Origin of the sequence: Mesorhizobium sp. M4B.F.Ca.ET.089.01.1.1, assembly GCF_004022605.1 — a bacterium.
GTDB classification, from domain to species: domain Bacteria; phylum Pseudomonadota; class Alphaproteobacteria; order Rhizobiales; family Rhizobiaceae; genus Mesorhizobium; species Mesorhizobium abyssinicae.
The window spans coordinates 1-11563 of sequence record NZ_RZOS01000165.1; the positions used below are offsets into that span (position 1 = coordinate 1).

Sequence of the window (11563 nt, forward strand, 5' to 3'; positions counted from 1 at the left end):
TCGCGGCAATGCCCGCCTCGCGCGCGGCGCGCTCGAAGGCCTTGGTGGCCGAGCGCAGATTGCCCGACCCGTAATCGATGATCGCAACCCTCATGTCAGGGCCTTCCCGGCGTGTGGGTGAGCCCCAGAGCCATGCCGGTCTGCGCCGGCCGTGCTAGATTGGCGTCGGGCACGATGCGCGGCACGGGCGGCTGCTCGTCGGGCGGCACGTCGGTCTCCAGCGCATGACGCGTCTCGGCGCCGTCCAGCCTGTCCGCCTCGACGACGCCCCATTCGTGCCAGCCGCGGCGGCGTAGCGCCGCGATGCGCAGCCCTTGCCCTTCCAGCCCGACATAGAGCGAGACCAGCAGCGACAGGGCCGAGCCCGCCCAGGCAAGTCCAAGCTTTTCACCAAGCATCGACAGGATGGCCATGACGACGAAGGTCAGCGCCGCCTCGATCCACAGCCGGTTCCAGGCGAGCCACAGCGGCGGCACGAGGAAGCCCAGCCAGGCGAAACCGTCGCGGACAAAGACCGTTCCATCGGATCGTTCACCGCGGCCCGGCGGCTCCATCACGACATAGATGGCCATCGCCTATCCCTTCAAAGATCCCTTGGTGGACGGCACCGCGTCCGGCTGGCGCGGATCGCGCTCGAGCGCGGAACGCAGCGCCCGCGCCACCGCCTTGAAGCAGGTCTCGGCGATGTGGTGGTTGTTGGCGCCATAATGATTGGTCACATGCAGCGTGATGCCGGCGTTCTGCGCCAGCGCCTGGAAGAACTCGCGCACCAGCTCGGTGTCGAACGTGCCGATCTTGGGCGACGAGAAGGAGACGTTCCAGACCAGGAACGGCCGGCCGGAGACGTCGATTGCCGCTCTGGTCAGCGTCTCGTCCATGGCGAGGTCGATCGAGGCATAGCGCATGATGCCGCGCCGCTCGCCGAGCGCCTTGGCCAGCGCCTGGCCGAGCGCGATGCCGGTGTCCTCGACCGTGTGGTGGTCGTCTATGTGCAGGTCGCCCTTTGCCTTCACCGTCATGTCGATCAGCGAATGACGCGACAGCTGGTCGAGCATATGGTCGAAGAAGCCGACGCCCGTCGCAATGTCGGACTTGCCGGTGCCGTCGACATGGACCGACACCGAGATGTCGGTTTCCTTGGTCTTGCGGCTGGCTTCGGCGGAACGCGTCGGCATGATCTATCCTTGTCCGGGAGGTTCATGGCGTGCGGGAGCGCACAGGCCGCAAACGCCCATATGCTTGAAATCGAGAGCCTTCTAGCAGCATGATCCGGCGATTGCCAGTTGCCATTCCCATAGGGTATCGGGCTGGACGGCATGTCGTTTGCAATCGCCCACCCCATGCATACATATGGCCGATCAAAGTCCCTCGTACCGCGCCAATCGCCTCATTGGGATCGCGCGAATCGGAGCAGAAAATGTCGAATGAACTGACCATGCACGCCACGACCATCGTCACCGTGCGCAAGGGCAGCAAGGTCGTGATCGCCGGCGACGGCCAGGTCAGCCTCGGCCAGACCATCATGAAGGGCAATGCCAAGAAGGTGCGCCGCATTGGCAAGGGTGGCAATGTCATCGCCGGTTTCGCCGGCGCCACCGCCGATGCCTTCACCCTTCTGGAGCGGCTCGAAGCCAAGCTCGAGCAATACCCCGATCAGTTGACGCGGGCCTGCGTCGAACTCGCCAAGGACTGGCGCACCGACCGCTACCTGCGCCGGCTGGAAGCCATGATGCTGGTTGCCGACAAATCGGTCTCGCTGGCGTTGACCGGCACCGGCGACGTGCTCGAGCCCGAACATGGCGTGATGGCCATCGGCTCCGGCGGCAACTACGCGCTGGCCGCCGCCCGCGCGCTGATGGACACCGACAAGGACGCCGAGGAGATCGCCCGCAAGGCGATGCAGATTGCGGCCGACATCTGCGTCTATACCAACAGCAATTTTGTCGTCGAAACGCTCGATGCCGCCTGAGGCAATCGACCATGATCCCGAAAAGTGGGAACCGGTTTTCGGATAAGATCATGGTCCAACAAGAATACGTTTACGATTTTCGGCCGGTGACCGAAAAAGACCTGCCGATGATCGCCGGCTGGCTGGCCGAGCCGCATGTCGCCGAATGGTGGGACGATCCGCAAAAAGAGATCGTCGAGATCCGCGAGCACATCGATTCGGTTTCGGTCGAGCCGCTGATCGTCGAGCTCGACGGCAGGCCGATCGCCTATCTGCAGAGCTACGATCCGCATCTGGAGGACGATCATCCCTATGCCGACCAGCCGTTCGGCACGCTGGGCATCGACCTGTCGATCGGTCGGGCCGAGCTGGTCGGCGTCGGCCACGGCTCGGCGATCGTGCGGCAGTTCGTCGAGCAGCTTTTCGAGGAAGGGGCGCCGCGCGTCATCATCGATCCGCATCCGGACAATGGCCGCGCCATTCGCGCCTATGAGAAGGCCGGCTTCAGGGCCATCGGCCGCAGACAATCGCAATATGGGGACGTCGTGCTGATGGCCGTCGACGCGGCCGGCACGGAAGAGGGGGACTGACCAAATGAACGCGACGGGCGACGACAACAGCTATTCGGCCTATGAGGACAGCTGGCGCATGGGGCTGCTGCTCGTGCTGGCTTTGCTCATCTTCCAGGCCGGCGCGCTTTACGGCATGGGCCATCCTCCGATCTGCACCTGCGGCTACGTGAAACTCTGGCACGGCGTGGTGCTGAGCTCGGAAAACTCGCAGCACATTTCCGACTGGTACACGCCCTCGCACATCATTCATGGCTTCGTGTTCTACGCGCTGGCGCGCTTTCTTTTTCCGCGCTCGCCGATCGGGCTCAGGCTCGCCTTCGCCGTCCTCATCGAAGGCGGCTGGGAACTGCTCGAGAACAGCCCTTTCATCATCGAGCGCTACCGCGCCGGCACGATCTCGCTCGATTATTACGGCGACTCGATCATCAATTCGGTGTCCGACACGCTGGCCATGGTGCTGGGATTTGTGATGGCGCGAAAGCTTCCTATATGGGTGGTCGTCGCCCTCGCCCTCATCTTCGAACTCGGCACAGGCTACATCATCCGGGACAATCTGACGCTCAACGTGATCATGCTGCTGCATCCGTTCGAGTCCATCAAGCAGTGGCAAAGTGGAATTTAGTGACATGAGCACCTTCTCCCCCCGTGAAATCGTTTCGGAACTCGACCGTTTCATCATCGGCCAGAAGGACGCCAAGCGCGCCGTGGCCATTGCGCTGCGCAACCGCTGGCGCCGCCAGCAGCTGCAAGGCCAGATGCGCGAGGAGGTGATGCCGAAGAACATCCTGATGATCGGCCCGACCGGCGTCGGCAAGACCGAGATCTCGCGCCGCCTGGCCCGCCTCGCCGGGGCGCCCTTCGTCAAGGTCGAGGCGACCAAGTTCACCGAGGTCGGCTATGTCGGCCGCGACGTCGAGCAGATCGTGCGCGACCTGGTCGAGGTCGCCATAGGCCTGGCGCGCGAAAAGATGCGCGAGGACGTCGCGGCGCGCGCCCAGATCAATGCCGAGGAACGCGTGCTCGAGGCCCTGGTCGGCAAGACGGCGAGCCCGGCCACGCGCGATAGTTTCCGCAAGAAGCTGCGCGAGGGCGAGCTCGACGACAAGGAGATCGAGATCGAAGTCGCCGACACCGGCACCGGCGGCATGCCCGGCTTCGAGATCCCCGGCATGCCGGGCGGCAATATCGGCGTGCTCAACATCAACGATATGCTGTCGAAGGCGATGGGCGGCCGCAAGACCAAGAGCCGCAAGACCACGGTGCGCGATTCCTACGCGCTGCTGGTCAACGACGAGTCCGACAAGCTGCTCGACCAGGACGAGGTGATCCGCCGCGCGCTCGACGCGACGGAAAATGACGGCATCGTCTTCCTCGACGAGATCGACAAGATCGCCGCAAGGTCAGACATTTCGGGCGGCCCGTCGCGCGAAGGCGTGCAGCGTGACCTGCTGCCGCTGGTCGAAGGCACGACGGTCGCGACGAAGTACGGCCCGGTGAAGACCGACCATATCCTGTTCATCGCCTCCGGCGCCTTCCATGTGTCGAAGCCGTCCGATCTTTTGCCGGAACTGCAGGGCCGCCTGCCGATCCGCGTCGAGCTGCGCGCGCTGGAGAAGGAGGACTTCGTCCGCATCCTCACCGAGACCGAGGCGAGCCTGATCAAGCAGTATGTCGCGCTGATGAAGACGGAAGGGGTCGAGCTGACCTTCACCGACGATGCCATCGATTCGCTGGCCGGCATTGCCGTCGATCTCAACGCCAGCGTCGAGAATATCGGCGCACGCCGCCTGCAGACGGTGATGGAGCGGGTGCTCGACGAGATCTCCTACGACGCGCCGGACCGCAACGGCACAACCGTCACCATCGACGCCGCCTATGTGCAAAAGCATGTCGGCGACCTGTCGAGGAACACGGATTTGTCCAGATTCATCCTGTAAATGCATGTCGCCCAAAAGTGCGCAGCGGTTTTGGGACAACGATATGCATCAGCAAGGAACCCGATGCTGGGCAGGGTTCCGGCTTCGGGCGGGCCGGTAAGGCTTGCCCGGTGCGGCGGGCGGGGTGTGGCCAAATGGAAGCAACCGGCCGGCTTTCGCCCCGGCGGCAGGCGGGCTTCTCTCGACTCTCCCTCCTGCTTTACCTAGTTTGCCCGGCGACTCGGGCGTGCCCCAGACTGGCGAGCGGTTTGGGAGGCGCATGGAAGACAACACTTAAGGCGCGTTGCCGGATCGCTCCAGCCGTGCGCCTTGACGGGCGGCGGCGTATGAAAAAACGGCTTCTTCTCCTTCTCGGCCTGGCTATGGCGGCGGCTGTTTCTATTGCCGACGCGCAGACCCTGGTGCCGCCGGGAAACCGCAACGCGGTCCAGCCCGACATACCGGGCGCCTCCAGCCGGCGCACGCAAGCCACCAACACCACCTTCCAGGCCAAGTACCGCAAGGTCTACGCGCTGCTGAAGAGCGACGCCGATCTGCGCGCCAAGATCAGGAAGGAGGCCGCCGCCTACGGCATCGACCCGATGCACGTCGTCGGCGCCATCGTCGGCGAGCATACCTACAATGTCGACGCCTACGACCGGCTGCAGACCTATTACGTCAAGGCGATCTCCTATCTGTCGAGCAAGCTTTCCTTCGCCTATGACGGCGAGGACATCAGCGACTTCGTCCAGCGCCCAGAATTCAAGAAATGCGCCGGCATGACCGACAGCTACGATCTGTGGGAGTGCCGCGAGCAGGTCTGGAACCATTCTTTCCGTGGCAAGAGCGTTGGCGGGACAAGCTTTCCCAACGACCGGTTCGGCGCCACCTTCTTCCAGCCCTACTATGCCGGCCAGACCTTCGGCCTCGGCCAGCTCAATCCGCTGACCGCGCTGCAGATGAGCGATCTCGTGCACAAGGTTTCCGGACTGCCGAAGCTCGACGTCGGCGATCCGAACACGGTCTACAAGACCATCATGGATCCGGACCTGACGCTGGCCTATGTCGCGGCGACGATCAGGACGTCGATCGATGCCTATAAGAACATTGCCGGCTTCGACATCTCCGACAATCCCGGGCTCACCGCAACGCTCTACAATGTCGGCAATCCCGAGCAGCGCGCCTCTGCCTTGAAGGCCGAGAACGACAAGCGCCGTGCTGCGGGCGAGCCGGAAAAGCTGCCCGAGGAAAACTATTACGGCTGGCTGGTCAACGACAAACTGGACGAGCTGAAGGCGCTGTTCTAGCGCCCCTTTAACCTTCCGCGTCGAGAAACGCCTCGAATTTGCGCAATTCCTCGGCGTCCGCCTCGACCATGTGGCGCGGCTCCGGATAGGCGCCCGACCGGATGTCGGCGGCATATTCGCTAAACGCGGCGATGCGCTCGTTCTGGATGCGGTCGAACTCCGCCGCGAGGTCGCGGTAACGCTTGGCGTGGCGCGGATAGCGGCCGCGATTGGTGCCGAGCACGTCTTCCGAGAACAGGTATTGCGCATCGCAACCGGCGCCGGCGCCCATCGAGATCATGATCAGCGGCGTGCGCCGCGAGATCGCGCTGGCGACCTCGGCCGGCACCACCTCGATTTCGGCGGCGAAGGCGCCGGCCGCCTCGAGGTCCTTGACCTGTTTCCAGACGAAGGCGGCGCTTTCGGCGGTCTTGCCGACCGCCTTGAAGCCGCCGGTCCAGGTCGCATGCGCCGGGATCAGGCCGACATGGCCGCAGACCGGGATGTGCTCGTCGCGCAGGCGGCGGATCGTCTGCAGGCTGGCCGAGCAGTACATGGCGTCGGCGCTTGCGGCGCGCAGCTTCACAGCCATGCGCAGGATCTCGTCGGTGGTGGCGCCCATCTTCGCCTGCTCGTCGCCAGGAATGGCAAAGCAGGTCGGCGCGGCGTCGCGAAAGCGCGGATCGAAGATCAGCTCATAGGTGACCGAGATCATGTCGATGCCGGCGCGTTCGGCGGCTTCCGCCTCGTCCAGCGAGAAGACGCGCAGCTTGGAGAGCTGCCGCTTGCCCTTCAGCGCTTGCAGGTCGGCGACCGTCGGTCTGCTGCGTGCCATCTTTTAGGTCTCCCTCATGCCGGCGAGATGCTTGTAAGCTTCCCTAAGTCTCACGCCGCCAGCAGCGATTTCAGCTTGACCGTTTGCGAGCCGAGCGCCTCGGATGCCGGCGCCGAGCGCTTTGCGATCAACATCTCCGCCAGGCGGATGTCGCGCGCCACCGCATTGCCCGGACCGATGCCGCTGGCGGCGACCAGCCGTCCGTCCTCGGCCAGGTGGAACAGGATGAACGCGCCGTCGTCGAGATCGCGCCGCACCATGCTCTTGCCCTCGTCGGAAAGCCCGGCGATCTGCAGCGTCAATCCATACTGATCCGACCAGAACCACGGCACCGCCGCATGCGCCTCGCTGGCGCCGAGCATGTTTTTCGCCGCCAGCGCGCCCTGCTCCTGCGCGTTGCGCCAGGCTTCCAGCCGCACGCGGCGGCCGCCATAGACGGCAAGCGGGAACGAGCAGCAGTCGCCGGCGGCGAAGATGTCGGGGTCGGCGGTCCGAAGCTCAGCATCGACAGCGATGCCATTGTCGACCGCCAGCCCGGCTTCCGCGGCAAGACCCGTCACCGGCACGGCGCCGATGCCGATCACCGCCAGGTCGGCGACGATTTGCTGTCCGCCGGTAAGGCTGATGCGCACCTCTTTGCCGTCATCGGCGATCGCTTCGATGCCCTGGCCGGCGAGGATGGTCACGCCTTCGGCCTCGTGCGCCTTGTGGATCACCGCGGCGATCTCGGCAGGCACGCCGCGCATCAGGATGCGCGGCTGCGCCTCGATGACGGTGACGGTGGCGCCGAGCTTGCGCGACGAAGCGGCGAGTTCGAGGCCGATGAAACCGCCGCCGATGATGGCGACGCGGTTCTTCGGATTGAGATGCGCGCGAATGGCGAGCGCATCGTTGAAGGTCCTCAAATAGACGCAGCGTTCGCCCAGCCCCGGCATCGGCAGCTTCCGTGGCAGCGAGCCGGTCGCCAGCAAAAGCTTGTCGTAGGGCAGCGAGGAACCGTCCGACAGACGCACGAGATGCTGTGCGCGGTCGATCGCCACGGCGCGGACCGAATGGATATGCCGGATCGAGCGTTCGGCCAGCACCGCGTCGCTGGTGATCGATTTGATCGCCGGCGCCGGGCCGGTCATCGCCTCTTTCGACAGCGGCGGCCGCTCATAGGGCAGATGCGGTTCGTCGCCGACCAGCGTCACCGGGCCCTCGTAACCCAGGTCGCGCAGCGTCAGCGCCGCCCGTCCGCCGCATTCGCCGGCGCCGATGATCACCATTCCCGCGTGCATTTCCCTCACCCGATCTGAATGAGGACTTTACCGGCGTCGACCTTGACCGGATAGGTCCTGAGGTTGACGCAGACCGGCGCGCCCTTGGCCGCCCCGGTCTTGTAGTTGAAGCGGCCATTGTGCTTCGGGCATTCGATGATGTCGTCCATGACCAGGCCGTCGGCCAGGTGCACCTTCTCATGCGAGCAGAGCCCATCGGTGGCGAAATATTCGTCGTCGGGGCTGCGGTAGATGGCGAAGGTGCGGCCGCCATGGTCGAACCGCTTCACGTCTTCCTCGTCGATGTCATCGGCCTTGCAGGCCTCGATCCAGTCGCTCATCGATCTCTCCGATAGTCTGCCTGGCGCCCTGCCATTGCATGGCGCCCACTTGTCTGCGGCTTGGCACTCTGGGGCGATGTCACTCGGCCGCGGCGGCGGCCTTGTCGTTGTGCAATTCCTCGCGATAGGGCCGGGCGGTCGGCGGCAGCTCGCGCTTGAGGAAATAGTCCTCGTTGCGCAGCTGGCGCAGGAAGGCCGGGATCACTTCGCGGTAGCCGGCCAGGATCGACGGCGTCGGCGCCGGCAGGTCGTGCTTGATCAGCTCGTGCAGCCTGGGCAGCGCGTGATAGGGCACCATCGGGAACATGTGGTGCTCCACATGATAGTTCATGTTCCAGTAGATGAACCGGCTGATCGGGTTCATGTAGACGGTGCGGCTGTTCAGCCGGTAGTCGATGACGTTGTCGGCCAGCCCGCCATGCTGCAGGATGCCGGTCAGCACATGGTGCCAGGCGCCATAGAGACGGGGCAGGCCGACCAGCATCAGCGGCAGGAACGAGCCCGTGTAGAGCGCCAGCGCGATCGTCGCCGCGTAGATCGCCAGCCAGATGCGCGCGATCAGGATCGCCCTTGGCACCTCCTGCTCGGGAACATAGGTCCTTTCCTCGGCGTTGATGATGCCGGCTGAATGACGGACCATGTCCTTCATCGCATGCCAGCCGTCGAGGACGCCGACGAAGGCGAGGACGACGCGGATGAGGTCCGGCGGCCGCATGATGGCGATTTCCGGGTCGCGGCCGACGATGATGGTGTCGGTGTGGTGGCGCGTATGGCTCCAGCGCCAGGTCACCGGATTGCGCATGATCATGAAGCAGGCGAGCTGATAGACCGCGTCGTTCATCCACTGGGTGCGGAAAGCGGTGCCATGGCCGCATTCGTGCCAGCGCGAGTCGGTCGACGAGCCGTAGAGCGTGCCGTAGACGAAGAAGAACGGCACGCACCACCACGTGCCCCAGAACCAGGCGCCGCCGGCGCCGCTGACGACCAGGGCGCCGAGCCAGATGATGGTATCGCGCAGCGCCGGTCCGTCGGAACGCTGCATCAGCTCCTTCATCTGCTTGCGGGGAACTTCGGTGTGGTACCACTCGGCCGCCGCCAGCCCGTTGTCGACGGCCAGCTGCGTGTCGCGGCCCACCAGGCTGTAATCGCGTCGCGACGGCGTCGCGGACAATGCTTCCGCCATTCCGGGGTCCTCCACCACGCCTCACGGATCTCCTGCCGGCCAATGCCGAGCCTGGGATCGCAGGCGTCGAAATTCAAAATAGCGGCAACAAATGATAGGATCAACATCATGAAGATAGTTTCTATCATTTTCCATCAGGCTGGTGTAGGAAGGGAGGCTATCGGAGGACCATCATGGCGAAACGGCCGACCATCACCGATCTGGCGCGCATTTCCGGGGTCAGCGTCGCCACCGTCGACCGCGTGCTCAACAACCGCTTGCCGGTTCGCGAGGAGACCGCGCGCCGCGTCTACGAAGCGGCGACCGATATCGGCTACCACGCGGCTGGGCTGATCCGGCAGCGCATGCGCCAGGAATTGCCGGAATATCGCCTCGGCTTCCTGTTGCTCAGGCGCGAGGACTTTTTCTACGGCGAGTTCGCCCGCGAGCTCGAACTGGCGGTCGCGCAGTCGCAGCGTTTTCGCGGCACCGCGGCGGTAGACTTCACCAGTTCGCTGGTGCCGGACGAGATCGCCGCGGAGATGCGCAGGCTGGCGACCAGATCGAGGGCCGTCGCCCTGGTCGGGCCCGATCACCCGACATTGACCGCCGCCGTCGAGGCGCTGAAGGCGAGGGGCCTGCCGGTCTTTTCGCTGCTCTCCGATTTTGCCTCCGGCATCCGCGAGGGCTATGTCGGGCTCGACAACCGCAAGGTCGGCCGCACCGCCGCCTGGATGATCGCCAAGGCGGCGAGGAAGCCCGGCAAGGTCGCCCTTTTCGTCGGCAGCCACCGCTTCCACGGTCATGAACTGCGCGAGATCGGCTTCCGCTCCTTCTTCCGCGAGCATGCGCCGGAGTTCACCGTGCTGGAGACGCTGGTCAATCTCGAGGCAAACCAGGTCACTCACGACGCGATGATCGACCTCCTGGCGCGGCATCCCGATCTCGCCGGCTGCTATGTCGCCGGCGGCGGCATGGAAGGCGCGGTCTCGGGCCTGCGGGAAGCGCGGCCGAAGCAGATGCCGGCGGTCGTCTGCAATGAGATCACGCCCGTGTCGCGCGCCGCGCTTGCCGACAACATATTGACCATGGTGATCTCCACTCCGCTCGCCGCGCTCTGCCGCGAACTTGTCGACCTGATGGCGCATGCCATCGAGGCCGGCGCCGCCAACGCGCCGGGCCAGACCTTCCTGCCCTTCGACATCTATTTGCCGGAAAACATCTAGCCGGGGCCGGCTATCCGCCCGCCGGCGCGGCAACCGCGGCAAATGATAGAATCTATCAGACGGGACCGAAAATCCGGCGCTCGGCTTTCGATTCGCCCTTGACGCCTTCGCCCGAAATGGAATAAATATTTCATGAACTAGGCATTTTGGTTCTTTCGTTCCGGAACATCTGTTTCAAACACAGGACTTGGCGTTCCATCACGCGGGAGGCGCCCTCCGGAATCGAGATGGCAAGCGGGAGAGATTCCTCGGGAGATCGGGGATTCCGGGCAAAAATCGGTGCAGCCGGACACCATGTGGAGGAGAAATACAATGAAGAAACTGCTTTTGGGCGTCGCTTTCGCGGCGCTGATGAGTTCGTCCGCCTTTGCCGCCAAGGTTGGCGTGTCGATGGCCAAGTTCGACGACAACTTCCTCACCGTGCTGCGCAACGGCATGATCGAGCAGGCCAAGGGCATGGACGGTGTCGAGCTGCAGGTCGAAGACGCGCAGAATGACGTCGCCAAGCAGCTCGACCAGATCAAGAACTTCGCCGCCTCGGGCGTCGACGCCATCATCGTCAACCCGGTCGACACCTCGGCCACGCAGGCGATGTCCGACGCGGCGGCCGCCGCCAAGATCCCGCTCGTCTACGTCAACCGCGAACCGGTCAACGTCGACTCGCTGCCCGAAAACCAGGCCTTCGTCGCCTCGAACGAAGCCGATTCCGGGACGCTCGAAACCAAGGAAGCCTGCCGCCTGTTCACCGAAGCCGGCAAGAAGGAGGCCAACGTCTATGTGATCATGGGCGAGCTTTCCAACCAGGCCGCGGTGCAGCGCACCAAGGACATCGAGGAAGTGATCGCCACGCCGGAGTGCAGCTTCATCAAGATCATCGACAAGCAGACCTCGAACTGGGACCGTGACCAGGCGCAGAACCTGATGACCAACTGGCTGTCGACCGGCAAGCCGTTCGACGGCGTCATCGCCAACAACGACGAAAGCGCCATCGGCGCCATCCAGGCAATGAAGGCCGCCA

At 64.4% G+C, this 11563-nt stretch carries 13 protein-coding genes and 1 pseudogene; 7 read left to right on the forward strand and 7 right to left on the reverse strand.

Annotation, left to right across the window (positions count from 1 at the left end):
- From EN780_RS17025 to hisB, 3 genes and pseudogenes are all read right to left on the reverse strand, one after another.
- A pseudogene (locus tag EN780_RS17025) lies at window positions 1-94 on the reverse strand (imidazole glycerol phosphate synthase subunit HisH); the annotation flags it as partial.
- Between the two features lies 1 nt (window position 95).
- A complete protein-coding gene (locus tag EN780_RS17030) occupies window positions 96-572 on the reverse strand; it encodes a DUF2628 domain-containing protein (RefSeq protein ID WP_128274781.1) in 477 nt (158 codons plus the stop codon).
- A 3-nt stretch (window positions 573-575) separates the two neighbouring features.
- Window positions 576-1175, reverse strand: a complete 600-nt coding sequence (gene hisB, locus EN780_RS17035; RefSeq protein ID WP_127283691.1) for an imidazoleglycerol-phosphate dehydratase HisB — start codon at window positions 1173-1175, stop codon at window positions 576-578.
- A gap of 242 nt (window positions 1176-1417) precedes the next feature.
- Between hisB and hslV the strand changes: the two genes are divergently transcribed.
- From hslV to EN780_RS17060, 5 genes are all read left to right on the forward strand, one after another.
- Window positions 1418-1969 carry an ATP-dependent protease subunit HslV gene (hslV, locus tag EN780_RS17040; RefSeq protein ID WP_127309474.1) on the forward strand — a complete coding sequence of 184 codons (552 nt, stop codon included), beginning with the start codon at window positions 1418-1420 and terminating at the stop codon, window positions 1967-1969.
- Window positions 1970-2019: 50 nt separating this feature from the next.
- A complete protein-coding gene (locus EN780_RS17045; protein ID WP_128274782.1) occupies window positions 2020-2538 on the forward strand; it encodes a GNAT family N-acetyltransferase in 519 nt (172 codons plus the stop codon).
- Window positions 2539-2542: 4 nt separating this feature from the next.
- A complete protein-coding gene (locus EN780_RS17050; protein WP_128274783.1) occupies window positions 2543-3142 on the forward strand; it encodes a DUF2585 domain-containing protein in 600 nt (199 codons plus the stop codon).
- A 4-nt stretch (window positions 3143-3146) separates the two neighbouring features.
- A complete protein-coding gene (gene hslU, locus EN780_RS17055; protein WP_127283238.1) occupies window positions 3147-4457 on the forward strand; it encodes an ATP-dependent protease ATPase subunit HslU in 1311 nt (436 codons plus the stop codon).
- 326 nt (window positions 4458-4783) lie between these two features.
- Window positions 4784-5743 carry a DUF1402 family protein gene (locus EN780_RS17060; RefSeq protein WP_128274784.1) on the forward strand — a complete coding sequence of 320 codons (960 nt, stop codon included), beginning with the start codon at window positions 4784-4786 and terminating at the stop codon, window positions 5741-5743.
- Between the two features lie 7 nt (window positions 5744-5750).
- On the opposite strand, the gene EN780_RS17065 is transcribed toward EN780_RS17060, so the two are convergent.
- The 4 genes from EN780_RS17065 to EN780_RS17080 all read right to left on the reverse strand — a co-directional run bounded on the left by EN780_RS17065 (window position 5751) and on the right by EN780_RS17080 (window position 9340).
- Window positions 5751-6557, reverse strand: coding sequence for a 3-methyl-2-oxobutanoate hydroxymethyltransferase (locus EN780_RS17065; RefSeq protein WP_128274785.1), 807 nt, complete (start codon window positions 6555-6557; stop codon window positions 5751-5753).
- Window positions 6558-6607: 50 nt separating this feature from the next.
- Complete coding sequence (locus EN780_RS17070; protein WP_128274786.1) at window positions 6608-7837, reverse strand: FAD-dependent oxidoreductase; 1230 nt, start codon at window positions 7835-7837, stop codon at window positions 6608-6610.
- 5 nt (window positions 7838-7842) lie between these two features.
- Window positions 7843-8157: a MocE family 2Fe-2S type ferredoxin gene (locus tag EN780_RS17075; protein ID WP_127283242.1), complete on the reverse strand. Its 315-nt coding sequence runs from the start codon at window positions 8155-8157 to the stop codon at window positions 7843-7845.
- A 79-nt stretch (window positions 8158-8236) separates the two neighbouring features.
- Window positions 8237-9340 carry a fatty acid desaturase family protein gene (locus tag EN780_RS17080; protein ID WP_189340329.1) on the reverse strand — a complete coding sequence of 368 codons (1104 nt, stop codon included), beginning with the start codon at window positions 9338-9340 and terminating at the stop codon, window positions 8237-8239.
- A 173-nt stretch (window positions 9341-9513) separates the two neighbouring features.
- Between EN780_RS17080 and EN780_RS17085 the strand changes: the two genes are divergently transcribed.
- Together EN780_RS17085 and EN780_RS17090 are read left to right on the forward strand one after the other, a co-directional pair.
- Entirely contained in the window at window positions 9514-10545 is a 1032-nt protein-coding gene (locus EN780_RS17085; protein WP_127283243.1) for a LacI family DNA-binding transcriptional regulator, read from the forward strand.
- Between the two features lie 312 nt (window positions 10546-10857).
- On the forward strand, window positions 10858-11563 hold a 706-nt coding region (locus EN780_RS17090), incomplete at its 3' end, for a substrate-binding domain-containing protein (RefSeq protein WP_133372631.1).

Excerpts from the sequence above, each read along its gene's own strand:
- EN780_RS17065 (WP_128274785.1), bottom strand. The coding sequence starts at position 6,557 with ATGGCACGCAGCAGACCGACGGTCGCCGACCTGCAAGCGCTGAAGGGC.
- EN780_RS17070 (WP_128274786.1), bottom strand. The coding sequence starts at position 7,837 with ATGCACGCGGGAATGGTGATCATCGGCGCCGGCGAATGCGGCGGACGG.
- EN780_RS17030 (WP_128274781.1), bottom strand. The coding sequence starts at position 572 with ATGGCCATCTATGTCGTGATGGAGCCGCCGGGCCGCGGTGAACGATCC.
- EN780_RS17075 (WP_127283242.1), bottom strand. The coding sequence starts at position 8,157 with ATGAGCGACTGGATCGAGGCCTGCAAGGCCGATGACATCGACGAGGAA.
- hisB (WP_127283691.1), bottom strand. The coding sequence starts at position 1,175 with ATGCCGACGCGTTCCGCCGAAGCCAGCCGCAAGACCAAGGAAACCGAC.
- hslV (WP_127309474.1), top strand. The coding sequence starts at position 1,418 with ATGTCGAATGAACTGACCATGCACGCCACGACCATCGTCACCGTGCGC.
- EN780_RS17050 (WP_128274783.1), top strand. The coding sequence starts at position 2,543 with ATGAACGCGACGGGCGACGACAACAGCTATTCGGCCTATGAGGACAGC.
- EN780_RS17080 (WP_189340329.1), bottom strand. The coding sequence starts at position 9,340 with ATGGCGGAAGCATTGTCCGCGACGCCGTCGCGACGCGATTACAGCCTG.
- EN780_RS17060 (WP_128274784.1), top strand. The coding sequence starts at position 4,784 with ATGAAAAAACGGCTTCTTCTCCTTCTCGGCCTGGCTATGGCGGCGGCT.
- EN780_RS17085 (WP_127283243.1), top strand. The coding sequence starts at position 9,514 with ATGGCGAAACGGCCGACCATCACCGATCTGGCGCGCATTTCCGGGGTC.
- EN780_RS17045 (WP_128274782.1), top strand. The coding sequence starts at position 2,020 with ATGGTCCAACAAGAATACGTTTACGATTTTCGGCCGGTGACCGAAAAA.
- hslU (WP_127283238.1), top strand. The coding sequence starts at position 3,147 with ATGAGCACCTTCTCCCCCCGTGAAATCGTTTCGGAACTCGACCGTTTC.